The sequence below is a fragment of the uncultured Sphingomonas sp. genome (genome assembly GCF_946477935.1).
Classification (GTDB): domain Bacteria; phylum Pseudomonadota; class Alphaproteobacteria; order Sphingomonadales; family Sphingomonadaceae; genus Sphingomonas.
On the sequence record NZ_CAMLAC010000029.1, the window covers coordinates 1 to 26,095 of the forward strand.

Genomic DNA, 26,095 nt, shown 5'->3' on the forward strand with positions numbered 1-26,095 from the left:
TGGCGGCCCCCGCGGCACTGTCCCCACCCCCGCGCCGCAGGACGACTGACCGGACCGGCCGGGCGCATGGCCTGCCTGTACGCCCGGCCTGTTCCAGAAATCTGCCCATGCTACAGCCTGATATCATGACCGATACGCCGCATCTGCTGCTCGTCGATGACGAACGCTCCATCCGCGAACCGCTCGCCGTCTATCTGACCAGGCAGGGCTTTCGCGTCACCCAGGCCGGCGACGCGGAAAGCGCGCGCACGCGCCTTGCCGCCTATGCGATCGATCTCGTCATCCTCGACATCATGATGCCGGGCGAGGACGGGCTTTCCCTGTGCCGCCACATCGCCGCGACCAGCGACGTGCCCGTCATCCTGCTGACCGCCCGGTCGGAGGAGACCGACCGCATCGTCGGCCTGGAAATGGGCGCCGACGATTATGTGGTGAAGCCCTTCTCTCCGCGCGAACTGTCCGCCCGCGTCAAGGTGGTCCTGCGTCGTACCCAGTCCGGCGGCACGCGCCAGCACGCGCCCGAAAGCGGTTCCTACGCCTTTGCCGGCTGGGTGCTGAAATCGGGCGAGCGCACGCTGGTCGACCGCGAGGGCGTCTCGGTCCCGCTCTCCACCGGCGAATATAATCTGCTCCTCGCCCTCGTCACCCGCCCCCGCCAGGTGCTGACCCGCGACCAGTTGCTCGACCTGACGCAGGGCCGCGAAGCCGCCGCCTTCGACCGCGCGATCGACAATCAGGTCAGCCGCCTGCGCCGCAAGATCGAGCATGACCCCAAGGCACCGGACATCATCAAGACCGTCTGGGGCGGCGGCTACACGCTCGCCGCCGAGGTCACACGCCTGTGAGGATGAGGGCATGATCCGCGTCTGGCCGCGCAGCCTCGCCGGGCAGATGGCACTGCTCGTCGCGATCGGACTGTTCGTGGCACAGGCGATCAATTTCGGCCTGTTGCTGCGCGAACGCCGCTCGCTGCTGCTCGAACAGGTTACCGGTCCCGCCATCGCCCGGCTGAACGACGCGATCGAGCGTACGGGCAACGGCCGCGGCCCCGTCGCCGACCGCGGCCGGGTCCGTCGCATGGCCTTCAATCCGATCACCCCGGCCATGACGCCTGAACCCGCCGTAGAGGCTGCGATCCGCGCCGGACTGGCGGAGGCGGGCCATGCACCACCGCGCATCGTCACCGGTGTCCGCCCCCCGCGCCCCGAGCGGGAGGATCGTAGAGGTCAGCCTCCGCGCCGCTGGCGGGCCGAACTGGTCATCGCGGTCGAACAGCCCGGCCGCGGCTGGCTCGTCACCCGCTCGGGCTGGCCGCACGACACCATGTATCTCGTCTGGCGCCTGATCTTCCAGACACTCATCCTGTACGGGATCATCCTGCTCCCCGTCCTCTGGATCGGCCGCCGCATCTCGCGCCCCTTGCGCGATCTCACCCGCGCCGCCGAGGGCTTCGATCCACGCGTCGAGGGGCCGGCGGTGCCCGAACAGGGCCCGCTCGACGTGTCCGCCCTGATCGCCGCGTTCAACGCGCTCAGGCTGCGCGTGGCGGCGATGCTGGACGAGAAGGACCGGATGCTCGGCGCGATCGGCCACGACCTGCGCACTCCGCTAGCCGCGCTGCGCGTCCGCATCGAATCGGTTGAGGACGATGTCGACCGCGCGCGCATGGTCGACACCATTTCGGAGATGAAACGCACGCTGGACGATATCCTGTCACTCGCCCGCATGGGCCGCCCCAGCGAACCTGCGACCGAGGTCGATCTCGCCGCGCTGGTCGATGCCGTAGTGGAGGATTTCCGCGATCTTGGCCAGGACGTCACCTTCGCCGAAACCCCGCGCCTGCCACTGCGCCTGCGCCCCTCGCTGATGCGCCGCGCGGTGCGCAACCTGATCGAGAACGCGATCAAATATGGCGACGCGGCGGATGTGCGCATCGATGCGCAGGGTCAGCGGATCGCGATCCACGTCATCGACCGCGGCCCCGGCATCCCCCCCGATCGCCTGGGCGACGTGTTCGATCCCTTCACCCGGCTGGAGACGTCGCGCAATCGCGAGACGGGCGGCATCGGCCTTGGCCTTGCGCTCGCCCGCTCCATCGTGCGCGATGCCGGTGGCGAGATCACGCTGGCCAACCGCGCCGAGGGCGGCCTGTGCGCGACGATCACGCTCGGCGCGGCACGCGCAGCATCGCCGCCGCCGCTGCCACGATGACGCCCGCGGCGATCGCCATCGCCCATACCGGATCGCCGGGGAAGAAGCGTCGCACCACCTCGCCCATCACCGACGACACGATCAGTTGCGGCAGCACGATGAAGATGTTGAACAGCCCCATATAGATGCCCAGCTTTTCCTGCGGCAGCGCGGCCGACAGGATCGCATAGGGCATGGTCAGGATCGACGACCAGGCGATCCCGATCAGCACCATCGACCCGATCAGCATCACTGGATCGCGCACCACCAGGAACGACGCAAAGCCCGCGGCACCGCTCAGCAGCCCCACGATATGCGTGTCGCGCCGCCCGATCCGCGCCGCCAGCGCCGGCATGACGAACGCCCAGAGCGCCGCCACGCCGTTATACACCGCAAACAGCACGCCGACCCAGTTGGCGCCCTCGTTATACGCCGCACTCGACGCATCCGTGGCGCCGAATGCCCGCGCAGTGACGATCGGCGTGGTGTAGATCCACATGATGAACAGCGCCGACCAGGTGAAGAACTGCACCAGCGCCAGCCGCCGCATCGTCGCCGGCATCGCCGCCAGATCGCCCAGTATCTGGCTCAGCGCATTGTCGGTCCGTCCGCCCCGCACCAGCGCCGCATTGACGATCAGCGCCAGACCATAGGCGATCAGCCCGCCCCCCAGAATGTAGAGCGGCTTGTCGAGCGCCAGTCGCTCCACCGCCACCACGATGGCGATGCCCAGCGCGATCCATAGCGGCGCCAGCCCGCTGCCCCGCCGCACCGTACCCGTGGCGACCACCGTCTCGGCGTGGCCATCCTCGAACGCCGCCATTTCCGCGGGCGAATATTCGCGCGTGGTCAGCACCGTCCACAGCACCGCCGCAAACAAAGCCGCCGCGCCGATATAGAAGCCATATTGTACGGAAGGCGGCACGCCCCCGCCGGGCGCGGTATTCGCCACCCCGAACACATCGGTCAGCACGATCGGCGCCAGACTGCCGACCACCGCCCCCGCCCCGATGAACCCGGTCTGGAAGGCATAGCCCGCCGTCCGCTGCGATTTGGGCAGCATGTCGCCGACAAAGGCACGAAACGGCTCCATCGACACGTTCAGCGACGCATCGAGCAACCACAACAGCACCGCCGCGACCAGCAGGACCGGCGCATTGGGCATCGCGACCAGCGCCGCCGTCGCCAGCACCGCACCGGCCAGGAAGTACGGCCGGCGCCGCCCCAGCGGCCCCCATGTCCGGTCGCTGTAATGCCCGATCACCGGCTGGACGAGCAGCCCGGTCAGGGGTGCGGCGATCCACAGGAACGCCAGATCGTCCACCGACGTCCCCAGCGACTGAAAGATGCGGCTGACATTGGCATTCTGCAGCGCAAAGCCGATCTGGATGCCGAAAAAGCCGAACGATATATTCCACAGGCCTCGAAAGCCTTGCCGCGGCTTCTCCATCACCCTCTCTCCCTTGTTCTTGTCGTTGTTCAGGCGCCGGTCGACCCGCGCACCATCAATTGTGTCGGCAACAGCACGCTGCGTCGTGGCAGCCCGTCCAGCTCTGCGAGCAGCGTATCGATCAGCAGCCGTCCCGCCTTGTCCGCATCCTGCGCCACCGTGGTCAGGGGCGGACTGGCGAAACCGGCCGCCGGAATATCGTCGAACCCGACCAGCGCCACGTCGTCCGGCACCCGCCGTCCGCTCGCATGCAGCACCCGCATCGCCGCCAGCGCGATCAGGTCGCTCGCCGCCACGATCGCATCGAACGGCACGCCCCGCGCCAGCAATTCGCGCGCCGCGCGCTCGCCCTCCTCCTCGCTCGACAGTGCCGGCACCTGCAACGCCGGATCGGCCACCAGCCCCGCCTCCGCCAATGCCGTCACATAGCCGCGGTACCGATCATGAAATTCCGGATAATGATCAGTGGCATCGCCCAGGAACGCGATCCGCCGGCGCCGCTGCGCGATCAGGTGGCGGGTCGCCTCCGCGGTCCCTGCGACATTGTCGCACCCCACGGTCAGCCCGGGCTGGCCCGCCGCCACCGACCCCCAGCGCACGAAGCGTGTGCCCTGCGCCACCAACTGGTCCAGCCGCGCCCGGTACTGCGCATAATCACCATAGCCGAGCAGGATCAGCCCGTCGGCACGGTGGCTGTCCTCGTAATCGACATGCCAGTCGCTGGAAAAATCCTGGAACGAGATCAGCAGGTCGTACCCGGCCTGCGCGCACGCCCCCATCATTGATCCCAGCATGCCGAGGAAGAACGGGTTGATCAGCGTATGCCCCGGAGAGGGATCGCGGAACAACAACAGGGCCAGCGTCCGCGTCCGCCCGGAGCGCAGGTTGGAGGCCGCCCGGTCCACCGTATAGTTCAACTGCTTGGCGATCGCCTGGATGCGCGCGCGCGTCGCCGCGCTCACCGTGCTGCTGCCGCGCAATGCCCGGCTGACGGTCGGCTGCGACACGCCGGCGAGCTGCGCGATGTCGAAGGAGGTGGGCTTGCGGCCGGTCACCCCCGTCTCATCCTACCGCTGCGATACGCCGTCAACCGTGACCCGCCCGCCACAGTACCAGATCGGCCGCATAGAATACGTATGCGCATTTCTTGGCTTCCGCCGCGGCAAAATCCATTGCGATGTCACACACATGCTCATGGCGACACAAGACCGCCAAGAGCTCCCCCGGGGAGGATAGACATGATCGTTCGTACCGCCGCGTCGGCACGCGCCGCCCGTCTCGCGCTTCATCTCGGCGCCAGCACATTGGCCCTGACACTCACCAGCCCGGCCTTCGCCCAGGCATCCACGACGGTGCCCGATCCCGCCGCCAGCACCAGCACCGGATCGAACCCCAACGAACCCGTCAGCGCGAGCGACCAGCAGGCCGACAACGCCGCCGTCACCGGCGACACCACGCCCCAGCAATCGCCCGTCACGACCGAACCGGCGGCCGAAGAAGAAGGCGCGGACATCGTCGTCACCGGCTTTCGCCGCGCGCTCGAAAATGCCGTCGTCGAGAAGAAGACCCGCGACCTCGTCGTTGAATCCATCTCGGCGGAGGATATCGGCAAGCTGCCCGACGCCTCGATCGCGGAGTCGATCGCCCGCCTGCCCGGCGTCACCTCGCAGCGCGTCAACGGCCGCTCCAACGCCATCTCGATCCGCGGCTTCGCACCCGACTTCTCGACCACGCTGCTCAACGGCCGCGAACAGACCTCCACCGGCGATAACCGCGCGGTGGAATATGACCAGTATCCGGCCGAAGTCGTCAACCAGGTGCTGATCTACAAGACGGCACAGGCCGGGCTGATCGGCCAGGGCCTGTCGGGCACGGTCGACCTGCGTACCATCCGCCCGCTCGAATATGGCCGTCAGGTGATCTCGGTTGGCGCGCGCGGCACCTATGCCGATATCGGCAAGCTGAACGCCGGTTCCAAGGAGTTCGGCTACCGCGCGACGGCGACCTATGTCGACCAGTTCGCCGACGATACGCTGGGCGTCGCGCTCTCCGCCTCCTATCTGGATGAGCCGTACCAGATCCAGGAGTTCAACGCCTGGGGCTATGCGCAAGTACCGGTGAACGGCACGCCGACCAACGTCATCGGCGGCTCCAAATCCTATGTCACGTCCACCACCCTGAAGCGGCTTGGTTTGTCGGGCACGGTGCAGTGGAAGCCGACCGATACCGTCACCACCACCCTCGACGCCTTCTATTCGGACTTCTCGGACGAACAGATCAAGCGTGGCATCGAACTGCCGCTCGGCTTCGGCTCGCCCGCGCCGACGCTCACCAACCCGGTCGTCACCAACGGCCTCGTCACCAGCGGCACCTGGAACGGCGTGGAGGCCGTCGTGCGCAACGATGCGTTCGACCGCAAGGCCAAGCTCTACTCCTTCGGCTACAATGCGAAGTATGAGGGCGACGACGGCTGGAACGCGCAGGTCGACGTGTCCTACTCACTGACCAAGCGCCGCGAACTGGTGCTGGAAAGCTATGCCGGCACCGGCTTCGGCCCCGGCAACGGCGCGACCGACACCATCGGTTTCCAGACCACGCCGAACGGCACCACCTTCACGCCGACGCTGAATTATTCCGATCCCAACCTGATCCAGCTCACCGATCCGCTCGGCTGGGGCGGTGCCACCCGTCAGGCCGGCTATTATAATGATCGCTCGGTCCGCGACTCGATCCGCCAGTACCGCGCGGAGATCGAGCGGGAGATTGGCAGCCCGATTTCGGCCGCCCGTTTCGGCCTCAACTATACGACGCATGATAAGTCGCTGACACCGAACCAGTTCTTCCTGGTGCTCGCCAATGGTGCGGCACAGGCGACCTTGCCCAGCGAGTATCGGCTCGATCCGACCAACCTGTCCTATCTGGGCCTCGGTCCGATGCTCAGCTACGATCCGCGTGCGGTGCTGGATGGCGGCGTCTATTCGCTGACCCGCAACAACAGCAACGACGTGGTGTCCTCCGCCTTCCGCGTGAAGGAAGACATCATGACCGCCTATCTGCAGGCGGACCTGCGCCAGCCGATCGGGTCGGCGGAACTGACCGGTAATATCGGTGTGCAGGCGATGCTGACCGAGCAGAAATCCTCCGGTCTCGTCTACAATGGCACCGGCTTCAGCACCATCACGCGCGGCGACGATTATCTCGACATCCTGCCCAGCGCGAACCTCAGCCTGCGTCTCGCCAGCGACTGGGTCATCCGCGCCGCCGCCGCTCGCCAGATGCAGCGTCCGCGCATGGACGATATGCGTGTCGCCCTCGGCTATGGCTTCAGCCTTCAGGAAGGCATCCTGACCGGCAGCGGCGGCAATCCCTTCCTCCGCCCGATCCGTTCCAACTCCTACGACGTGACCATCGAGAAGTATTTCGGCAATCGTGGCTATCTGGCGGTTCAGGGCTTCTTCAAGGATCTGAAGAGCTTCGTCTACAATCTGGAAGTCCCTTATGACTATTCGGGCTTCCCGCTGCCTCCTGCCGCGCCTGCCGGCACGCCGACGCTTGGCCGCGCAACCATTCCGATCAACGGCGAGGGCGGCAAGATCTACGGCGTCGAACTCGCCGGCACGCTGCCGCTGGGCCAGATCGTCGGCGCGCTCGACGGCTTCGGCCTGACCGGCGGCGGCTCCTATACCAAGACGGAGATTACCCCCACGCCCGGCGGCGCGGCGGAGGACATCCCTGGTTATTCGCGCTGGGTTGCGAACGGTACCGCCTTCTTCGAAAAATGGGGTCTGAACGTCCGCGGCTCGGTCCGCTATCGCTCGACCTTCATCGGCGAACTGTCGGGCTTCGGTGCGCAGCGTACCCGCCGCCGCGCCGCGGGCGAACTGATCGTCGACGGCCAGGTCGGCTATGATTTCTCGTCCGGCACCTTCAACGGCCTGTCGGTCTTCATCCAGGGCCAGAACCTGACCGACGAGCCGTTCAAGACGATCAACGGCACCAACACCGCCGAGGTGATCGACTTCCAGCGCTTCGGCCGTCGTTTCCTCGCCGGCTTCACCTACCGCTTCTGATGACGCAGACTGCCCCCTCCACGCCGGAGGGGGCGTCGCATGCCAAGGTCGAATCCATGACTGGCTCCAGCACCCGGACGGTGGTCATCGTCGGCGGCGGCACCGCCGGCTGGATGGCCGCGGCCGCCCTCGCCCGCTTCCTGCCGCCAGGTCACCGCATCCAGCTGGTCGAATCCGACGCGATCGGTACCGTCGGCGTGGGCGAAGCGACCATCCCTGCGCTGCGCATCTTCAACCACATGCTGGGCATCGACGAGGACGCGTTCCTGCGCGCCACGCAGGGCACGTTCAAGCTCGGCATCGAATTTGCCGACTGGTCGGGCGAAGGCAGCCGCTACATCCACGCCTTTGGCACGATCGGCCGCGCGCTCGGCCTCGTTCCCTTCCATCATTATTGGCTGCGCGCCGGCCGCCCCGGCTCGCTCTGGGATCACAGCGCCAGTGCGCAGGCCGCCGTCGCCGGCCGCTTCGCGCGCGACCAGGGCCGCCCCGATCTGCCCAGCGGCATCGCCTGGGCGTTCCACTTCGACGCCGGCCTCTACGCCGCCTTTCTCCGCCGCCACGCCGAGGCCGCCGGGGTGGACCGTATCGAAGGCCGCATCACCGCCGTCGATCGGGACGGAGAGACCGGCCATATCGCCGCCGTCCGCCTGGAGGGCGACGCGCGCATCCCCGGCGACCTGTTCATCGACTGCTCGGGCTTTCGCAGCCTGCTGCTGGGCGAGGCGCTCGGCACCCCGTTCGAGGACTGGTCCCATCACCTCCCCTGCGACCGCGCAATCGTCGTGCCCACCGCACGCCTGGATCCGCTGCCGCCCTATACCCGCGCCACCGCGCACGGCGCCGGCTGGCAATGGCGCATCCCGCTTCAGCACCGCACTGGCAACGGCATCGTCTATGCCAGCACCCATCTGTCCGACGATGAGGCCACCGCCCGTCTGCTAGCCGGATGCGACGGCACCCCCCTCGCCGACCCGCGCCCCTTGCGCTTCACCACCGGCCGCCGCCGCGCCGCCTGGGTCGGCAACTGCGTCGCGCTGGGGTTGGCGGCAGGCTTCATGGAGCCGCTGGAGTCGACCAGCATCCACCTCGTCCAGTCCGGCATCGCCCGCCTGCTCGAATATTGGCCGGGCGAGACGATGGCGGCGGCGGATATCGCCTCCTTCAACCGCCGCACCGAAGCGGAATGGTTGGCGATCCGCGACCTGCTGATCCTCCACTATCACGCCAATGCCCGCTCGGAACCCTTCTGGCAGGCCCGCCGCGCCGCACCGCTGCCCGACAGCCTGACCGAGCGCCTCGCCCTTTTCCGCGCCAATGGCCGCATCGTGCGCGAGGGCGATGAGCTGTTCACCGAGGTCGGCTGGCTCCAGGTCCTGATCGGCCAGGGCGTACAGCCCCTCGGCCACCACGCGCTCGCCGACGCGATCCCATCCGCCGACCTCGCCGACTTCCTCGCGCTCGCCCGCACGCACGCCACGGCCGTCGCCGCCCGCATGCCCGCGCACGACGCCTTCATCGCCGCGCACTGCGCCGCCCCCGTCCCAAAGGCCGCCTGATGAAACTTTTCGCCTTCCTCACCAGCACCTTGCTCGCCACCGCCGCCCCGGCGGTCGCCCAGGACTATCGCCAGCGCCTGCCGCAGGACGAGGTGATCTATTTCGTCCTTCCCGACCGGTTCGAGAATGGCGATCCCGGCAACGACCGTGGCGGCCTGAAAGGCGGCCCGCTCCGGACCGGCTTCGATCCCACCCACAAGGGCTTCTTCCACGGCGGCGACCTGAAGGGGCTGACGCAGCGCCTCGGCTATATCCAGTCGCTCGGCGCCACCGCGATCTGGCTCGGCCCCATCTTCAAGAACAAGCCCGTCCAGGGTGCCAAGGGCCGGGAGAGCGCCGGCTATCACGGCTACTGGATCACCGACTTCACCACCGTCGACCCGCATCTCGGCACCGAGGTGGACCTGAAGGCCTTTGTTGATGCCGCGCACGGCCGGGGCATGAAGGTCTATATGGACATCATCGTCAACCACACCGCCGACGTGATCCAGTACCGCGAATGCGCCGAAGGCTCGCCTTGCCCCTATCGCGACCGTGGCACCTATCCCTACAGCCGCAAGGGCGGCCTGAACGGCACCCCGATCAACCCGGGCTTTGCGGGTGACGCCGTGCAGACGCCGCAGAACTTCGCAAAGCTCACCGACCCCAATTACGCCTACACCCCCTACGTCCCGGCCGCGGAGAAGAACGCGAAGACCCCCGTCTGGCTCAACGACCCCATCTACTATCACAATCGCGGCAACACGACCTTCGCCGACGAGAGCAGCACGACGGGCGACTTCTCCGGTCTCGATGACCTGATGACCGAGAACCCGCGCGTCATTGCGGGCATGATCGACATCTTCGGCGGCTGGATCGACCGCTTCGGCGTCGACGGTTTCCGCGTCGATACCGCCAAGCACGTCAACCCCGAATTCTGGCGCAGCTTCGTCCCCGCCATGCAGGCCCGCGCCCGCGCCAACGGCATCCCGAACTTCCACATCTTCGGCGAAGTCACCTCGGGCATGGAGCCCGGCTATCTCGCCCGCTGGACGAAGATCGCCGATTATCCCGCCGTCCTCGACTTCGCCTTCATGGCCGCGGTGATCGACACGGTGGCCGGCAACAAGCCCACCAGTGAACTCGCCTCGCTGTTCGAGGGCGACGTGCTGTACGCGCATGGCGAGGACACCGCGATGATCCTCCCCACCTTCCTCGGCAACCACGATCACGGCCGCTTCGCCCGCGACGTGCGCGAGGCGAACCCGAACGCGTCGGACGACGAGATCCTGAAGCGGGTCCAGCTCGGCCATGCCATGCTGCTCACCTTGCGCGGCGTGCCCACCATCTATTCGGGCGACGAGCAGGGCTTCGCCGGCGACGGCAACGACCAGGACGCGCGCGAGGACATGTTCGCCAGCAAGGTCGCCGTCTATAACGACAACAAGCTGGTCGGCACTACGACGACCACCGCCACCGCGAACTTCGACGCCGACCATCCGCTCTACCGCCAGATCGCGACGCTGGCGAAGCTGCGCCTGTCGCATCCCGCCCTCACCCGCGGCCGCCAGATCATCCGCGCCCGCGATGACAAGCCCGGCCTGTTCGCCGTCTCACGCATCGACCCGGATACCGGCCGCGAGATCCTCCTCGCCTTCAACACCAGCGACAAACCTGTCACGCAAGGGGTGGAGGTCGACACCACTTCCACCCGCTTCACCGCCCACGCCGGCCCCTGCCCGGCGCAAGCCGCCGCCGCCGGCAGCCTCCTGATCACCCTTCCCGCCTTCGGCTATGCCGTCTGCGCCGCGGAGCCCCGCTGATGTCCGATCCGAAACCCTGGTGGAAGGGCGCGGTGATCTATCAGATCTACCCGCGCAGCTTCGCCGACTCCAACAATGACGGCATCGGCGATCTCGCCGGCATCACCGCGCGGCTGGATCACGTCGCCAGCCTCGGCGTCGATGCGATCTGGCTGTCGCCCTTCTTCACCTCGCCGATGAAGGATTTCGGCTATGACGTCGCCGATTACCGCGATGTCGATCCGATCTTCGGCACCCTTGCCGACTTCGATGCGCTGGTCGCCCGCGCGCACGCGCTGGGCCTGCGCGTCGTCATTGATCAGGTCTACAGCCACACCTCCGACGAGCATCCCTGGTTCGTCGAAAGCCGCGCCAGCCGCACCAACCCCCGCGCCGACTGGTATGTCTGGGCCGATGCCAAGCCGGATGGTTCGCCCCCGTCCAACTGGCAATCCGTCTTCGGCGGCCCCGCCTGGACCTGGGATGCGCGCCGCCGCCAATATTATCTGCACAACTTCCTGAAGGAACAGCCGCAGCTCCACGTCCATCTGCCCGCGGTGCAGGAGGAGTTGCTCGCCACCGCGCGCTTCTGGCTGGATCGCGGCGTCGACGGTTTCCGCCTCGATGCGATCAACTTCATGATGCACACGCACGAATTGACCGACAATCCGCCGGCCCCGGACACGGGGAAGGTCCGCACGCGCCCGTTCGACTATCAACTCAAGATCCACAACCAGAGCCACGACGGCATTCCTGCCTTTCTGGAACGCATCCGCGCGCTGCTCGATGAGTATGACGGCCGCTTCACCGTGGCGGAGGTCGGCGGCGACGATGCCGATCGCGAGATGAAGCTGTTCACCGAAGGATCGCAGCGCCTCCACACCGCCTATGGCTTCGACTTCCTTTATGCCGACCGCCTGACGCCTGCTGTCGTCGCCGAGGCGCTGGAACGCTGGCCGGCGGGCGACGGCATCGGCTGGCCGAGCTGGGCGTTCGAGAACCACGACGCCCCCCGCGCCGTCTCGCGCTGGGCCGCGCCGGAACACCGGGACGGCTTTGCCCGCATGAAGATGCTGCTGCTGCTGGCGCTGCGCGGCAATGTCTTCCTGTACAATGGCGAGGAACTGGGTCTCACCCAGGTCGATGTCCCCTTCGACCGGCTGCAGGATCCGGAGGCGATCGCCAACTGGCCGCTCACCCTGTCGCGCGACGGGGCCCGCACCCCGATGCCGTGGAGCAGCAACGCCGTGAACGGCGGCTTTTCCGATGCCGACCCCTGGCTCCCGCTCGGCGAGGATCACGCCCAGTTCGCGGTCAACCGGCAGGAGGGCGATCCCGCATCCCTGCTCAACCTCACCCGCGCGCTGATCCGCCTGCGCCGCGACAATCCGGCGCTTGCCACCGGCGACCTGCACCTCGTCGCCGTCACCGACACGCTGCTCGCCTTTGAACGTCGCGAAGCCGGCCAGACGCTGCTCTGCGTCGTCAACATGGGCGACACCCCCACCCGCTGGGCGCCGCAGGATGCCGATGCCTGGCGTCCCCTCACCCATGTCAACGATGCAAGCGGCTGGCGCTTCGGCCCCTATGCCGCCCTCATCGCGGAGAAGATCGCATGACCCGTATCGCCGCCCTGCTGGCCCTTGGCCTCGCCACCGCTGCCTCCACCGCCGCCTCCGCGCAGGACACCGCCGCCCCCGCGGTCAACGAAACCTTCAAGTTCGCCCGCCCCGCCGACCAGCCCGAGGCGATCGAAACCTCACCCGATGGCCGCATCGCCGTCTCGGTGACGACCGATAATGACGGCCGGGCGCTCTGGTCCGTTTCGCGCGGCGGCAAGCTGATCGTCGCCCCCTCCCGCCTCGGCTTCCTGTTCACCGACGCGCCCAAGATCGAGCGTCAGTTGCGCATCCAGTCCGTCACCCATGCCAAGCCGGTGGACACGAGCTGGACGCAGCCATGGGGCGAGTGGCGCACCATCCGCGACAATCACAAGGAGATGCGCGTCCGCCTGATGGAGACCACGCCGCTCCACCGCGTGGTCGATGTCGTGTTCCGCGTGCAGGACGACGGCATCGGCTTCCGCTACGAGGTGCCCGATCAGCCCAACATGCACGGCGCCAACATCGCCGACGAGCTGACCGAATTCAGCTTCGCCGAGGATGCCACCGCCTGGTGGAAGGTCGCCTTCCAGTGGAATCGCGAGGAATATCTCTACCAGCGCACGCCGCTGTCTGCGGTCGGCACCGCTGCCACCCCGATCACGCTGAAGCTCGCCGGCGGCACGCATGTCGCGCTGCATGAGGCCGCGCTCGTCGATTACGCCTCCACCGCGGTGATGAAGACGGAGGGCAACACGCTGCGCACCGTGCTCACCCCCGGCTCGGGCGGCCCCAAGGTGGTGAAGACGGGTAGCTGGAACACACCCTGGCGCACCCTGCTGATCGCCGACGATGCCCCCGGCCTTTATATGAGCCACCTCATGCTCAACCTGAACGAGCCCAACAAGCTGGGTGACGTTTCCTGGGTAAAGCCGGGCAAGTTCGTCGGCGTCTGGTGGAACATGATCAAGGGCGACTGGACCTGGGCGCGCGGCCCCCGCCACGGCGCCACCACCGCCAATGTAAAGAAATATATCGATTTCGCCGGTGCCAACAACATCCAGGGTGTGCTGGTGGAGGGCTGGAATATCGGCTGGGACGGCGACTGGGCGGGCAATGGCAGCGCGATGCAGTTCGCCACCCCGACCGCGGATTTCGATGCCGACTTTCTCGCGAAATACGCCAAATCCAAGAAGGTCGCGCTGATCGGCCATCACGAGACCGGCGGCGCCGCCAGCCACTATGAAAGCCAGTTCGATCAGGCATTCAAGTTCGCTGCCGATCATGGCGAGCGGGTGGTGAAGACCGGCTATGTCGCCGATGCCGGCCAGATCGAACGCGCCAATCCGGACGGCACGATCGCCCGCGAATGGCATGAGGGACAGTGGATGGTGAACCACCACCTGCGCGTCGTGCAGGCCGCCGCCAAATACCGCGTCGGCATTGACGCGCACGAGCCCGTCAAGGACACCGGCCTGCGCCGCACCTATCCCAACTGGCTGGCGCGCGAAGGCTCGCGCGGCATGGAATATAACGCCTGGCCCGGCAAGAACCCGCCCGAGCACGAAGCGAACCTCGCCTTCACGCGGATGCTGGAGGGGCCGATGGACTTCACCCCCGGCGTGCTAAGCCTGACCGGTTCGGACAACAGCCCGATCCAGTCGACCATCGCCAAGCAGCTCGCACTTTACGTGGTCCTCTACTCGCCGGTGCAGATGGCCGCCGACACGCCGGAGAACTACGCGAAATATCCGGACGCCTTCCGCTTCATCCGCGACGTGCCCACCGATTGGGAGGATACCCGCGTGCTGAACGGTGAAGTGGGCGATTTCGTCACCTTTGCCCGCCGTGATCGCAACAGCCGCGACTGGTATCTGGGCAGCATCACCGACGAGAACCCGCGCACCGTCACCGTGACGCTCGACTTCCTGGAGCCCGGCCGCACCTACACGGCGCAGATCTACAAGGACGGCCCCGGCGCCACCTACGCCACCGAAGCCCGCCACGCGATCGCCTTCGAGACGAAGCGCGTGAAGAAGGGCGACACCGTCGTCCTGTCCCTGGCCCCCGGCGGCGGCCAGGCGATCCGCTTCAAATCAGGGCGGTGATATTCAAAACCCCCTCTCCCCTTTGGGGAGCATCAGGTAAACAGCGCCCTGCGCTGTTTAGCCCATGCCGGGGGCATGGGCGACCTGATGCTGGAGGGGCCCACCGCAAAGCGGTGGGAGGGTGAGGGGCAGCCCAGCAGCGCAACACCTATTGAAGCCGCGCCGCTAACCCCGCCGCGCGAACCAGATCACATGCGTCGGCCCCTTGCCGTTATCACGCGCCTTCACCCGAACCTCATCGACGGCGAACCCGGCCTGCCCCAGCCGCCGGGTAAACGCCGCATCCGCTCCCGCAGACCAGATCGCCAGCACCCCGCCGGGGCGCAGTGCACGCTTCGCCTCGGCCAGTCCCTTGGGCGAGTAGATGCCATCGTTCGCCGGACGGGTCAGCCCATCCGGCCCGTTATCCACATCCAGCATGATCGCATCATACCGGCCGACCCCATCACGGATCGCCTCGGCCACATCGCCCATCGCCAGCGTGACGCGGGGATCGTCCAGACACCCGTCGGTCATCGCCGCCATCGGTCCGCGCGCCCATTCGATGATGCCCGGCACCAGTTCGGCCACGGTCACCCGCGCGTCCGGCCCCAGCAGCCCCAGCACCGCGCGCAGCGTGAACCCCATGCCGTACCCGCCGATCAGCAGGTGCGGCGCGGGATCGTCGCCCAGCCGGTCGCACGTCATCGTGCCGAGCGCGACCTCGGACCCGCTCATGCGCGTGCTCATCAGTTCGTTGCGGTCGAGCACGATCATGAAGTCGCCGCCGCGGCGGAACAGCCTCAGCGGCGGTCCCCCGGGCACTTCGGCGACGCCGATCAACTCGCGCGGGGTCATCCCCGCTGGCGCGCCTTGCGTGCTGCATAGCGCGCATCGCGCGCGGCCTTCAGTTCGGCCGGCGTCGGCAGGACGGGCGGTGGTGCTGGCCGGCGGGCGGCGGCGGCGCGCTCGGCGGCTTCCGCTGCCTCGGCCGCGGCTTTGGCGCGAAGCTCTTCCTTTTCCGCCTTTTTCCGCTCGATCTCGGCCTGCCGGGCAGCGCGCCGCTCGGCTGCTGCCGCTTCTTTCGCCTCGGCCGCTGCGACACGCTCTGCCACAACCGCTGCGTCGACCACGGGCTTGTTGCGCATCTTCTCCAACGCGCGCTGCTTTGCTTCACGCGCCGCTGCGGCGCGATCCTGGAAGCTCGGAACTTTGAAACCTGTCATGCCGGCGCCTGTTAGCACAAAGTTGGCGGCGGGAAAGATCAGAGATTCATGCGGGCCGCCTCAACCCAGCGGTCCGATGCTCAATCCCTGACGATAGTTCATCGTCACCGTGACGTTGGTGGTGCCGGCGTGGACCGGAATGACCACCTTGTCGAAACTCGGCTTCAGGTTGAGCAGCGACAGCCTGGGGTCGCGCGAAAAGCCGCCGCCGTCGTTCCAGTCGGACTTGCCGTTGCCGTTCGCGTCATGTCGCACGGCAATCGCATACTGACCGGGGCGCGGCGCGGCGATGCATATCGTCATTTCCGATCGATTTGCTTTCGCCTCGACCCGGCCTAACCATGCGCCTTTCTTCAGGAAACCGGGCCCGTCATACAATTGCACCCGCACCACGCCCGACGCTTCCTTCAACCCTCGCACCGTCACCACGACCCGCTGTGCACTCCCCCCCTCACACGCTCCACCCTCCGCCGCATCAGCCGCCGTCGCAGCGGCAGCACCCAACAGCACCAGGATCATCATCTTCGTCGGCATGGAGATCCTTTGAAAGAACAGCCGCCCGATCGGACGGACGGCCTCATCACCACTCGGCACATGCACGCCCTCGCATGTGCACGCACCCCTTACACCGCCAAGATGAATACCCGCTGTAGCGGTGGCATTTCCGCCCATCGTATCGCCCTCCCGCGACAGATTCGTCACCCCAAACCTCCACAACGGGAGCCTCTTGGCCGAACCGCGCGTTCATCCTGCAACAACTGGCGGAGAAAGACGTGCATTCGAAATTGGGGGCGTCGGTGGCGCTGGCCTTGCTGCTCGCGGGATGCAACACGCAGCAGGCGTCGGACCAAGCAACAGGATCAAATGTGCGTGAGGCGGCGCAACCCGCCCAGTGGAGCGATCGGACGACCAAGCAACTGCGCGATGCCATCGCCGCGCGCGCTGACCACGGCCTGGATCACCTGCCTTTCGCCGTGTCCGGTTCGGACAATGCTGCCCTCGCCAAACAGGCGCTGGACTTCGCCGGTGCGCTCGCCCACGGCGCCAGCGACCCAAGCAAATTGTATGAGGTCTATACCGTACCCAGGCCCGATCCGGATCTTCGCGCCGGGCTTGCCGCCGCATTGCGGAACAACGACATCAGCGGCTGGCTGAACGGCCTGGCGCCCGCAGATGCCAATTACAAGCGACTGTCGGCGGCCTATCGCAAACTCAGCCGCCAGCCCGATAGCCCGGCGCCCGCCATTGCCGGGACGGGTGAGGCGATCGAGCCGAACGCGGTCGATCCGCGCATTCCGGCGATCGCGCGCGAACTGGTGGTGCTGGACTATCTGGGTGCCGATGCTGCCCAAGGGGATCGCTATACGCCGGCGATGGTCGCCGCCGTGCGCACGATGCAGGCGGATTATGGCATGAAGCCGGACGGCCTGATCGGAAACGAGGCGCTGGCGATCCTCAACATGTCCGACCTAGACCGGGCTCGCGCCATCGCGATCGCCATGGAACGGGTCCGCTGGCTGGATCGCAACCCACCTGCTACCCGGATCGACGTCAATCTGGCGGCCGCGCGCCTGACCTATTGGCGGGATGGCAAGATCGTCGACAGCCGCAAGGTGGTGGTCGGCGAACCGGATACCGAAACGCCGCAACTCGGCTCCCCCATCTTCCGCCTGGTCGCCAACCCGACCTGGACGGTTCCCCGCTCGATCCAGAAAAAGGAGTTGGCAGGTAAGGGTGCGGGCTATCTGCGCGCGAACAACATGGCTTGGGAAAATGGCTGGATCGTGCAGCAACCCGGCCCGAAAAACTCGTTGGGGCTGGTGAAGTTCGACATGCAGAACGAGCATGCCATCTATCTGCATGACACCCCTGCCAAGGCGATGTTCAATATGGTTCAGCGCCAGCGCAGCCATGGCTGCGTTCGGGTGGAGGACGCGCTGGGGTTTGCCGAGATGGTGGCCCGTGATGAAGGCGTCCTGGACGAGTGGCACAAGGCGCGGGCAATGGGCAAGGAAACGTTCGTCAAGCTGCCCCGGCAGATACCCGTTCGCATGCTCTATCACACAGTCTTGTTCGATGAGGCGGGTGAGCCGATCGTGCGCAACGATCCATATGGCTGGGACGACCGGATCGGTTCCGCATTGGGGTTCAAGGCGGGCAAGGCGCTACGCGTCAAGTCGGACGCCGCCGATGTCGGGCCCTAAATTTCCCACCTGAGGAGCCCGCGCCCGCCCGCTATTTTATCGCTGGCGGCCGGGTGGTGCCGCGCCTAGCCTTAGTGTCTGGAACACGAGGGGACGCAGCGATGATGAGGTTGATGGTGGCGGGCGCGGCAATAATCGGCGTCGCCGCCACCGCTCAGGAGGCGCCGCGCGCAGCCAGGAAGCCCTATCAGATCACCTCGGCGAACGGCGTGCGCGAGGACGATTATTACTGGCTGCGTGATGACAGCCGCAAGAATCCGGAAATGCTCGCCTATCTGACCGCCGAGAACGCCTATGCCGATGCAAGGCTGGCGCCGCTCAAGCCGTTGCAGGCGCGGCTGCATGAGGAAACCGTGTCGCACATCAAGCAGGACGACAGCAGCGTTCCTTATCGCGACAATGGTTGGTGGTATCAGACGCGCTTCTTGGCCGGCGCCGATTACCCGGTGGTCGAGCGGCGCCGGGCACCCGACGCTCCGGCCGAGTTGATGTTCGATCAGCCGGCCATGGCCAAGGGGCACAGCTTCTTCTCCTTGTCCGGCTGGCAGGTCAGCCCGAACAACGCGCTGGTCGCCTGGGCCGAGGATACCGTCGGGCGGCGTCAATATGTGTTGAAGGTCAAGGATCTGGCGACCGGCCGGGTGTTGAGCGACACGGTCGCCAATGTCGAGCCGAACATCGTCTGGGCGGACGACAACCGGACCCTGCTCTACATCGCCAAGGACCCGGTGACGCTGCGCGGCTACCGGGTCATGGCCCATGTGCTGGGCACCCCGGCCAGCGCCGACCGCCTGCTTTACGAGGAGAAGGACGACACCTTCCAGATGGGCATCATGCGGACGATGGACGATCGTTATGCCTGCATCGTCGTGCAAAGCACGGTCAGCGACGAACAGCGCTGCGCCCCCGTCGCCGATCCGACGCGCTTCACGGTGTTGGCGCCGCGTGCGCGAGAGTTCCGCTACGATGCCGATCACGCCGGCGGCCGTTGGGTGATCCGCACCAATCGCGCGGCAAAGAACTACAAGCTGGTCACCGTATCCGATGCGCAGGCGGCCGCAGGCGCTGCCGGCTGGCGCGACCTGACGCCCGCGAGCGACACGGTGTTCATTGAAGGTTTTCGGCCGTTCGACGGCTTTGTCGCGATCGACCAGCGCGAGGGCGGCAACCGGATGATCCGCCTGCTCGACGGCCAGGGTCGATCGACTCCGGTCAAAGCAGACGAACCCGCCTATCAGATGGCCTTATCGGTCAACGAGGAGCCCGGTGCGCGGGCCGTCCGCTACACCTATGGCTCGCTCAAGACGCCGACGACGACCTACGAGGTCGACGCGAAAACGGGCGCGCGACGGGTGCTAAAGGTCGCCCCGGTACCTGGCTATGATCCGGCGAACTATGTCACCGAACGATTATGGGCGCCGGCGCGCGACGGTACGCGCATTCCCGTTTCGCTGGTGTACAAAAAGGGCGTCGCGCGTGACGGTACCGCCCCGCTGTTCCAATATGCCTATGGCAGCTACGGCATTTCGATGGATCCGGGGGTGGATGCAGGCCGCATCGCCCTGCTCGATCGCGGCGTCGTCTATGCGCTCGCCCATATCCGCGGCGGACAGGAAATGGGGCGCGGCTGGTATGATGACGGCCATCTGCTCAACAAGAAGAACAGTTTCACCGATTTTATCGACGTCACCCGCTACCTCGTTGCGCAGAAATATGCCGCCAAGGACCGGGTGGCGGCGATGGGCGGCAGCGCCGGTGGCCTGTTGATTGGAGCGGTCGCCAACATGGCACCGGCCGATTACAAGGTCATCATAGCGCAGGTGCCGTTTGTCGATGTGGTGACGACAATGCTCGACGCATCGATCCCCCTCACTACCTTCGAATATGATGAATGGGGCAATCCAGCCCAGAAGCCGTTCTACGACTATATGCTGAGCTATTCGCCTTACGACAATGTCGCTGCAAAGGCTTATCCCGCGATGTTCGTCGGCACCGGCCTGTGGGACAGCCAGGTGCAATATTACGAGCCGGCCAAATGGGTCGCGCGCCTGCGCGAGCGCAAGACCGACCGCAACCCGCTACTCTTCCGCACCAACATGGAAGCGGGGCATGGCGGCAAGTCGGGGCGGTTCGAGCGCTACCGCCAGAACGCCGAGTGGCAGGCGTTCATGCTCGACCAGCTCGGCGTTGAGCCGGGCGGAAAATAAGGAGGGAAACAGGCGACCGTGCAAGGGATTTGCCCGGTCGCCTGTTCGATCAGCCGTTCAGCGCGTCCTTGACCGCCTTAGCCGGCACGAAGGTCAGCTTGCGGGCAGCGGCGATCTGGATGGTCTCGCCGGTGGCCGGGTTGCGACCCTCACGCGCCGGGCTATCCTTGATCTTGAACTTGCCGAAGCCGGAAAGCGACACCTCGTCGCCTTTGGCGGCAGCGGCCACGATGGCGGCCATCAGATCGTCGACCGCCTTGCGGGCATCGGCCTTGGTCAAGCCATGATTGGTCACAAGCGTTTCGGCGAGTTCGGCATTGTTCATGATGATCGTCTCCAATTGGGGCGCCGCCTTTAACGGGCAAAATGCGGCTTGGCGACAGACGGCTATCGTGAATAGCGCAGAACCGGTGTCAGGTTGGCCGACAGGTCAGACAGGCGCGACACCATCGGCATTGACCAGGTCGATGCCGACCAGCGTACCGATAAGCCGGACCCGCTTTTCGACCAGATCGACCGGTGTGCGCTGCAATTCCAACAGGTAGCTGCCGCCGAGATCGCGCCGCAGATAGAAGCCGCCGCCATCACGGATCAGCATGCCCGTTTCATCGATCCGCGTTCCGATAACACCCATCCCGCATCCTTACCGCTCGAACGCGCTTGAGCAAAGCGACGGTCCGATCTTAGCGCATTCTGGCAAAAACTCTTCGCAAAACACTTGCTTACTTAGAGATTGTAATTAACTCGACCCTATCGAACTCCCACGATGCAAGGACATGATATGGCGGACGACGTGGTCAACACGGTAGAATTGGCAACGGAACTGACGGTTGCCTGGCTGGGCAACTCCAACACCCGTGTTTCGGCGGAAGACGTGCCAGCCTTCTTGCGCACGATGCATGATACGGTGACCCAGCTCGCCACCGGCACCGTTCAGGACAGCGCACAGTCCGAGACACAGGATTATACGCCTGCCGTCTCCGTGCGGAAGTCGCTGGCGTCCAAGGATCATATTATCTCGATGATCGACGGCAAGCCGTACAAGACGCTGCGCCGGCACCTGAAGACCAACGGCCTGACGCCGGAAGCCTATCGCGAGCGCTTCGGCTTGAAGCCCGACTATCCGATGGTTGCCGAAACCTATTCGGAAAGCCGTCGCGCCATGGCCCACAAGATCGGGCTGGGTCGCAAGGCTGGTGCGGCCCCGGCGCGCAAGCCCAAGAACGCCAGCGAAGCCAAAGCCGCTGCGCAGGCTCATCTGACCGGCGAGTAAGGCTCGCCAGTGTGGTCGGGGGTCGGCTGCAACCGGACCCCGGCCGCTAAGTGCCCGCAAACCCTATCCGATAAGCCGGGATTCTGCTTCCGCACGGAAGGTCGTGTCTGCGGCTCGCCGCTTCGTGATCGATTCGGCCTTCAGACCGCGCAAAGCAATGGCCTCTGCGCTTTGCAGCAGGGTAATGGACTCGCGTATCGCGCTGAGAGCGGCGGTCGGGTTTGCCCAGCATCCATCGCTCGTGAATATTGCAGCGTTGAAGTAGCCGAGGACATCCAAAGCGGTGTCGACCTTCTCCGTCGCCAATTCATGGCCTTCCGCCATATCGATGTAGCAGTTGCTGCGTGTCATCGTGAACGCGCTCTTGATCCTGTTACCGGCAAGGTTCGGCAAGCTATCGTATCCTGATGTCTTGCCCGCGCCTCGCAGAGCAACGTGTCGGTGCGGTGCCTGGATCGAAGCTGAAAACTTCAACGCTCAGAGCTTCGTCGAACCAGCATTGGCGACTGCATATATCCCATCGGGGCAACCGGAAACGGGCCCGAGGATGAGATCGATGGCAAGCTGGACGTGACACGCCGCCACATCGCTTGTGTCTGCATCGAGGATCGACAACGCCTTGCGCAGATGCAGGACGGCGACGTCGCGACTGGCCATTTTCCGGATACTCCTTCGTTCGGTACGACCGCGTATCGGCGGCCGGTAATCGATTTTATAGAGCAAATTCAGCGGTCGCTGGAAGGCCAGAGCCGGCAAAAGTGAGATAATATCAACAGTTTACAGTTATCGATTACGGCCGTCGGAAGGGCGTTTTCGCAATATTGACATCGTTGTGGGCAACCACACAGTCATGATTGCGGAGGTGCCGCAAACGACCTCGCAATCTTTGCATGACAATCCGGCCCATTGGTGCAAATATATCACATGTCAAGTAAGAAAGATGGAAGGGAACGTGGTAAAGCAATTCTCGATGATGCCGCCCCCGACGGCATTGCCGGGCGTGGCAAGAGGGTTGCCGAGCCTGTGGGCTGGCGTCCGCAAGCGGGCTTCAGCCACAGTGTTACCAGCCACGATCAGTTGGAACGCCTGAACGCCGGCGGCGGAATAGCCGTCAGCTTTGCGACCCAGGGCCGAGACGTGCATCTCGCATTCCAGGGGAGCCAAAGCGAAACCCTCAGCGTCTGGGAAACGCACAGCCAGACCGGCTTCGTCACCAGTCCGATGATGATGGCCGAACTCGTCACCATCCGGTTTGTCGAAGGCGGCGCCATGGTACGGATCAATCATAATGGCGCGGATGTTATCGTCAGCCCGGCGCAGGCCCTTCTCACCTCATTCGACGTGATGCGCCGCGAGCAGGCGACACCGGGCTTTTCCGCGATCAGCGCTACCGTCAGCCGCAGTGCCGTTGTGGATGCCTGCCGAGCACTTTTTGGCGCAGACACCACCATGCTGCCTCAGTTCGAAACGGTGGTCGATCTCAACACGGCCGGGCTGCGTGCGGTTCGCTCCACCGTTACCGCCTTGCGCCACCATCTGGCCGCATCCGCGGGAGCTATCGACCTGATGCTGCCCTTGCTGCAGGAGGTGCTGCTCTACCAGCTTGCGGGAAGCTGGCCGATGATCGGCGCCAGCCCGTCGTTGAGCATCCCCAACGCGACCGCCCGTGCCGTCCGGCAGGCGGTCGACTATATCGAGGCACATCTGCGTGAGCGGATCGCCATCCGCGATCTTGCCCAAGCGGCCGGTATCAGCGTGCGCGCACTGCAAATCGCGTTCAAGCAGCAGCTGGGCTGCACGCCGATCAACTATATGATCGCCCGGCGGCTGGACCGGGTCCATGCGCAGCTTCGCCTTTCCGAAAGCGAAACGATCCGTCAGGTCGCAGCGAGCTGGGGGTTTGTCCACATGAGTGATTTTGCCAAACGCTATCGCGAACGCTTCGGCCATTTGCCAAGCAACCGGCAAGCCGATGGCTGACGCGGCCGTGGCGCCGGGATACAACGACAGCGCCGATGCCGATCGCACCACGCTCAATCCACGGGCCAGGGTAAGCGTCAGAAGCGTGTCCGTATCGCCGCGAACACACTGCGCGGATCGGCCGGCGCGTGCAGCCGCTGCGTCCCGTCGTACCACACATATTCATATGCGTCGTTTGTCAGGTTGCGGACCTGCGCCAACGCCTCGATCGCCCTTGTCACCCGATAGGCCAGCTCCGCGGTGATCTGAAGATAGGCACCGTATCGGCCCTGATCGTTCGCGGTATTCAACGCATAGGAGGATTGGCCATTACCCCATAGCGAGGCACGCCAGGGCAGCGCCGCGGGCGCCCATTCGACACCGGCGGTATAGACGTTGCGGGGGACGTGATCGATCTCGTTGCCCGTAGTCAGCGGAGCGGCGGGATCGGCGACGCGGATCACCGCCTTCTGGTGCGACCAACTCGCCCAGACAGACAGGCTCGATACCGGCCGGACGCTGATCTCCAGATCGAAGCCGCGGCGGCGGGTCTTTCCAATATTGTCGAATTCGCCCGAAGGATCGTTCAAGCGCCGGCGCAACTCGCCGCTCGCTACCTGCTGCCACACCGCCGCGCGCGCGGTCAGCCACCGGCCCTGTGCCAGCTTCATGCCCGCCTCCAGGCCTTCATTGATCGACGGTTCGACGTCACGGATCCGCGGCGGCACGATGAACGCACCCGAGCCGGCACCGATCTGGAAGGTACGACCGTAATTGCCGTAAGCGGTGATACCGGTGATCGGGGTCAGTGCGACCGACAATTTGGGCTGGCTGATCGTGCCATAGTCGTTGAGAGGATAGCTGATGCCGTTCAATCGGTTGGTATAGCGCCCCGCCACCCGGTCGATCCGCCATGCCGGCGTCACCGTCAGCCAATGCACCGGCGTCACGATCGCCTGCGCATAGCCGCCACCCACCGTCAGATCGAAATCCTGATCGCGCGTTGCCGACACGATTGCACGACGATCGGTGGTCCAGCGCAGGCTGCGATTATGCTGCCACTGCACGTCACCCCCTGCCTCCGCCATCAGCCAGTCGGCCGCATGCCAGTGGAGGCCGGTGACGACGCCATATTGCTGCTCGTCGGTCAGCCGCCGCTGCTGCGCGACATCGGCGGAAAAGCGGACATAGCGATCGTCGTCGATGCTGTTGGCGTAGCCGGTCGCGGTCAGCGACAGTCGCGATGCCAGATCGGCATCGAGGTGCAGGCTGTATTGTGACAAGCGACGCGTGCCGCCATCCGTTTCCGACACCGCATAGGACCGGCGCCGTTCGGTATAGGCGTCGGCATCGGTCAGATAACCCGGCTCGTCCGCCTCGGCGCGACCGTGGCGAACGATCACGCCAAGCTTCACCGAGCCGAGCGCATAGAACCACTTGCCCGCGAAGTTCAGCCGGTCGAGGTCGGCATGAGCGCGGTAGCCCTCCGTCCGGCGATAGGCGAGCAGATAGTTCTGGCTCAACCTGCCGGTCTCGATTCCCGCCGATAGCTGCGCGTCCAAGGTGCCGAAGGCGCCGACGATTCCGCGTGCATCCAGATAGGTGCCGCCAGTACGTGTCTTGATCTTCGCACTGCCCGCAATGGCGTGAAGTCCCCAACGCGGGTCGGACGTGCCGCGCACCAGATCGACCGAGGCGATGTCGAGCGGCGAGACCAGATCGATGAAGTCCATCCGGCCGGCATTGTCGTTGGACGGCACGCCATCGATCAGCAGCTTGACCGCGTTGATCTCGCCCTCGCCGTTGAAGCCGCGGATCGAAAAGCGCCCCGAAGTCGTGCCCTGGTTGAAATCGGTCAGCACCACCCCCGGCAACCGCGCGAACAGTTCCCATGCATGGTCGACATTCTGGCGCTGTGCCACGTCGCCACTCAGGATATCGATCGAGGTCAGTACATTGGCGGTAGACCGCGCCATCGCACTGGCGGTGACCACAATGTCGCCCCCGCCAATGGCGACCTGCGTATCCGGCCGGGTGCGCTGCGGAGTGGACGCCTCACGCTCCTGCGCAAAGGCGGAAGCCGACAACAGCAGGCACGATGCCGCGCCTGTCAGAAGATGGTATCGATACATGCTATTCCCCTTTGGCCGACCCGGTCGACACGGGCCGAAATCAGCCCCCGCATGGCATGCGGACGCGCACCAGGCGCTTCGGCTGGAGCCCTATGCAAGTTCGCGGCGCCATCGGGCCGGACTGGAAGGTCGAGATACGGGTACGTATCGAAACCCTTCGGGCCTGCCCCGATTGATCGCAAAGGTCCGGCGCCCCTGCCGGACAGCGAACGATCGTCAGATCAGGGCAAGCGGGGGACCGCGCAGAGGCGGGCGTAGATAGGGTGGGGATCGAAGCGCACGCCGAGGCGCCATCAGCAGCGCCATTGTCGCGACAATGGCAAGCGCCGCCACCAGCATGACCGGATCGACGGCAC

21 protein-coding genes are annotated in these 26,095 nt (G+C 65.7%); 11 read left to right on the forward strand and 10 right to left on the reverse strand.

What is annotated here, in order from left to right; translation table 11 throughout:
- Positions 1–125 precede the first annotated feature (125 nt).
- A complete protein-coding gene (locus tag Q0U08_RS05200) occupies positions 126–845 on the forward strand; it encodes a response regulator (RefSeq protein ID WP_298090206.1) in 720 nt (239 codons plus the stop codon).
- 10 nt (positions 846–855) lie between these two features.
- Complete coding sequence (locus tag Q0U08_RS05205; protein ID WP_298090182.1) at positions 856–2,211, forward strand: HAMP domain-containing sensor histidine kinase; 1,356 nt, start codon at positions 856–858, stop codon at positions 2,209–2,211.
- Here the strand turns inward: Q0U08_RS05205 and Q0U08_RS05210 are convergent.
- Positions 2,162–3,640, reverse strand: a complete 1,479-nt coding sequence (locus Q0U08_RS05210) for an MFS transporter (RefSeq protein WP_298090183.1) — start codon at positions 3,638–3,640, stop codon at positions 2,162–2,164. The two genes, Q0U08_RS05205 and Q0U08_RS05210, sit on opposite strands and share 50 nt — an antisense overlap.
- Before the next feature lie 29 nt (positions 3,641–3,669).
- A complete protein-coding gene (locus Q0U08_RS05215) occupies positions 3,670–4,695 on the reverse strand; it encodes a LacI family DNA-binding transcriptional regulator (RefSeq protein WP_298090184.1) in 1,026 nt (341 codons plus the stop codon).
- Between the two features lie 183 nt (positions 4,696–4,878).
- Here Q0U08_RS05215 and Q0U08_RS05220 point away from each other — a divergent pair, with 183 nt between their 5' ends.
- From Q0U08_RS05220 to Q0U08_RS05240, 5 genes are read left to right on the forward strand one after another with little or no spacing between them, the layout of a single operon-like run.
- Positions 4,879–7,710, forward strand: coding sequence for a TonB-dependent receptor (locus Q0U08_RS05220; RefSeq protein WP_298090186.1), 2,832 nt, complete (start codon positions 4,879–4,881; stop codon positions 7,708–7,710).
- A 56-nt stretch (positions 7,711–7,766) separates the two neighbouring features.
- Positions 7,767–9,269, forward strand: a complete 1,503-nt coding sequence (locus Q0U08_RS05225) for a tryptophan halogenase family protein (RefSeq protein WP_298090208.1) — start codon at positions 7,767–7,769, stop codon at positions 9,267–9,269.
- Positions 9,269–11,071 (forward strand): alpha-amylase family glycosyl hydrolase, encoded by a 1,803-nt coding sequence (locus Q0U08_RS05230; RefSeq protein WP_298090187.1) that lies wholly within the window; start codon positions 9,269–9,271, stop codon positions 11,069–11,071. The genes Q0U08_RS05225 and Q0U08_RS05230 overlap by 1 nt, the downstream gene beginning before the upstream one ends.
- On the forward strand, positions 11,071–12,669 hold the full coding sequence (locus Q0U08_RS05235; RefSeq protein ID WP_298090189.1) for an alpha-amylase family glycosyl hydrolase: 1,599 nt from the start codon (positions 11,071–11,073) through the stop codon (positions 12,667–12,669). The genes Q0U08_RS05230 and Q0U08_RS05235 overlap by 1 nt, the downstream gene beginning before the upstream one ends.
- Complete coding sequence (locus Q0U08_RS05240; RefSeq protein ID WP_298090190.1) at positions 12,666–14,759, forward strand: glycoside hydrolase family 97 protein; 2,094 nt, start codon at positions 12,666–12,668, stop codon at positions 14,757–14,759. The genes Q0U08_RS05235 and Q0U08_RS05240 overlap by 4 nt, the downstream gene beginning before the upstream one ends.
- Before the next feature lie 165 nt (positions 14,760–14,924).
- Here Q0U08_RS05240 and Q0U08_RS05245 read toward each other — a convergent pair whose 3' ends face one another.
- The 3 genes from Q0U08_RS05245 to Q0U08_RS05255 are packed head-to-tail and all read right to left on the reverse strand — an operon-like array spanning position 14,925 to position 16,498.
- Entirely contained in the window at positions 14,925–15,596 is a 672-nt protein-coding gene (locus Q0U08_RS05245) for a spermidine synthase (protein WP_298090192.1), read from the reverse strand.
- A complete protein-coding gene (locus tag Q0U08_RS05250) occupies positions 15,593–15,964 on the reverse strand; it encodes a DUF6481 family protein (RefSeq protein WP_298090193.1) in 372 nt (123 codons plus the stop codon). Before Q0U08_RS05250 ends, Q0U08_RS05245 begins: the two co-directional genes overlap by 4 nt.
- A gap of 60 nt (positions 15,965–16,024) precedes the next feature.
- Entirely contained in the window at positions 16,025–16,498 is a 474-nt protein-coding gene (locus Q0U08_RS05255; RefSeq protein ID WP_298090194.1) for a DUF2141 domain-containing protein, read from the reverse strand.
- A 239-nt stretch (positions 16,499–16,737) separates the two neighbouring features.
- On the opposite strand from Q0U08_RS05255, the gene Q0U08_RS05260 reads away from it, so the two are divergent.
- Positions 16,738–18,168 (forward strand): L,D-transpeptidase family protein, encoded by a 1,431-nt coding sequence (locus Q0U08_RS05260; protein WP_298090196.1) that lies wholly within the window; start codon positions 16,738–16,740, stop codon positions 18,166–18,168.
- Between the two features lie 101 nt (positions 18,169–18,269).
- Positions 18,270–20,375 (forward strand): S9 family peptidase, encoded by a 2,106-nt coding sequence (locus tag Q0U08_RS05265; protein WP_298090197.1) that lies wholly within the window; start codon positions 18,270–18,272, stop codon positions 20,373–20,375.
- A gap of 49 nt (positions 20,376–20,424) precedes the next feature.
- Here Q0U08_RS05265 and Q0U08_RS05270 read toward each other — a convergent pair whose 3' ends face one another.
- Both Q0U08_RS05270 and Q0U08_RS05275 read right to left on the reverse strand, forming a co-directional pair.
- The gene (locus Q0U08_RS05270) at positions 20,425–20,700 is read right to left on the reverse strand and encodes an HU family DNA-binding protein (protein WP_112382917.1); all 276 of its coding nucleotides are present in this window, start codon (positions 20,698–20,700) and stop codon (positions 20,425–20,427) included.
- Between the two features lie 105 nt (positions 20,701–20,805).
- On the reverse strand, positions 20,806–21,009 hold the full coding sequence (locus Q0U08_RS05275) for a DUF5818 domain-containing protein (protein ID WP_298090199.1): 204 nt from the start codon (positions 21,007–21,009) through the stop codon (positions 20,806–20,808).
- A 147-nt stretch (positions 21,010–21,156) separates the two neighbouring features.
- Between Q0U08_RS05275 and Q0U08_RS05280 the strand changes: the two genes are divergently transcribed.
- Positions 21,157–21,648 (forward strand): MucR family transcriptional regulator, encoded by a 492-nt coding sequence (locus Q0U08_RS05280; RefSeq protein ID WP_298090200.1) that lies wholly within the window; start codon positions 21,157–21,159, stop codon positions 21,646–21,648.
- 63 nt (positions 21,649–21,711) lie between these two features.
- On the opposite strand, the gene Q0U08_RS05285 is transcribed toward Q0U08_RS05280, so the two are convergent.
- Together Q0U08_RS05285 and Q0U08_RS05290 are read right to left on the reverse strand one after the other, a co-directional pair.
- Positions 21,712–22,041, reverse strand: coding sequence for a hypothetical protein (locus Q0U08_RS05285; protein ID WP_298090201.1), 330 nt, complete (start codon positions 22,039–22,041; stop codon positions 21,712–21,714).
- Positions 22,042–22,125: 84 nt separating this feature from the next.
- Positions 22,126–22,305, reverse strand: a complete 180-nt coding sequence (locus tag Q0U08_RS05290; protein WP_298090202.1) for a hypothetical protein — start codon at positions 22,303–22,305, stop codon at positions 22,126–22,128.
- Between the two features lie 267 nt (positions 22,306–22,572).
- On the opposite strand from Q0U08_RS05290, the gene Q0U08_RS05295 reads away from it, so the two are divergent.
- Entirely contained in the window at positions 22,573–23,628 is a 1,056-nt protein-coding gene (locus tag Q0U08_RS05295; protein ID WP_298090203.1) for a helix-turn-helix transcriptional regulator, read from the forward strand.
- 77 nt (positions 23,629–23,705) lie between these two features.
- Here the strand turns inward: Q0U08_RS05295 and Q0U08_RS05300 are convergent, their stop codons facing one another.
- A complete protein-coding gene (locus Q0U08_RS05300) occupies positions 23,706–25,739 on the reverse strand; it encodes a TonB-dependent receptor (RefSeq protein WP_298090205.1) in 2,034 nt (677 codons plus the stop codon).
- Positions 25,740–26,095: the final 356 nt, after the last annotated feature.

Bases quoted from the DNA above. Each gene is read 5' to 3' on its own strand.
- Q0U08_RS05200 (WP_298090206.1), top strand. From the start codon at position 126: ATGACCGATACGCCGCATCTGCTGCTCGTCGATGACGAACGCTCCATC.
- Q0U08_RS05205 (WP_298090182.1), top strand. From the start codon at position 856: ATGATCCGCGTCTGGCCGCGCAGCCTCGCCGGGCAGATGGCACTGCTC.
- Q0U08_RS05210 (WP_298090183.1), bottom strand. From the start codon at position 3,640: ATGGAGAAGCCGCGGCAAGGCTTTCGAGGCCTGTGGAATATATCGTTC.
- Q0U08_RS05220 (WP_298090186.1), top strand. From the start codon at position 4,879: ATGATCGTTCGTACCGCCGCGTCGGCACGCGCCGCCCGTCTCGCGCTT.
- Q0U08_RS05225 (WP_298090208.1), top strand. From the start codon at position 7,767: ATGACTGGCTCCAGCACCCGGACGGTGGTCATCGTCGGCGGCGGCACC.
- Q0U08_RS05230 (WP_298090187.1), top strand. From the start codon at position 9,269: ATGAAACTTTTCGCCTTCCTCACCAGCACCTTGCTCGCCACCGCCGCC.
- Q0U08_RS05235 (WP_298090189.1), top strand. From the start codon at position 11,071: ATGTCCGATCCGAAACCCTGGTGGAAGGGCGCGGTGATCTATCAGATC.
- Q0U08_RS05240 (WP_298090190.1), top strand. From the start codon at position 12,666: ATGACCCGTATCGCCGCCCTGCTGGCCCTTGGCCTCGCCACCGCTGCC.
- Q0U08_RS05245 (WP_298090192.1), bottom strand. From the start codon at position 15,596: ATGACCCCGCGCGAGTTGATCGGCGTCGCCGAAGTGCCCGGGGGACCG.
- Q0U08_RS05250 (WP_298090193.1), bottom strand. From the start codon at position 15,964: ATGACAGGTTTCAAAGTTCCGAGCTTCCAGGATCGCGCCGCAGCGGCG.
- Q0U08_RS05255 (WP_298090194.1), bottom strand. From the start codon at position 16,498: ATGCCGACGAAGATGATGATCCTGGTGCTGTTGGGTGCTGCCGCTGCG.
- Q0U08_RS05265 (WP_298090197.1), top strand. From the start codon at position 18,270: ATGATGAGGTTGATGGTGGCGGGCGCGGCAATAATCGGCGTCGCCGCC.
- Q0U08_RS05270 (WP_112382917.1), bottom strand. From the start codon at position 20,700: ATGAACAATGCCGAACTCGCCGAAACGCTTGTGACCAATCATGGCTTG.
- Q0U08_RS05275 (WP_298090199.1), bottom strand. From the start codon at position 21,009: ATGGGTGTTATCGGAACGCGGATCGATGAAACGGGCATGCTGATCCGT.
- Q0U08_RS05280 (WP_298090200.1), top strand. From the start codon at position 21,157: ATGGCGGACGACGTGGTCAACACGGTAGAATTGGCAACGGAACTGACG.
- Q0U08_RS05290 (WP_298090202.1), bottom strand. From the start codon at position 22,305: ATGGCCAGTCGCGACGTCGCCGTCCTGCATCTGCGCAAGGCGTTGTCG.
- Q0U08_RS05295 (WP_298090203.1), top strand. From the start codon at position 22,573: ATGTCAAGTAAGAAAGATGGAAGGGAACGTGGTAAAGCAATTCTCGAT.
- Q0U08_RS05300 (WP_298090205.1), bottom strand. From the start codon at position 25,739: ATGTATCGATACCATCTTCTGACAGGCGCGGCATCGTGCCTGCTGTTG.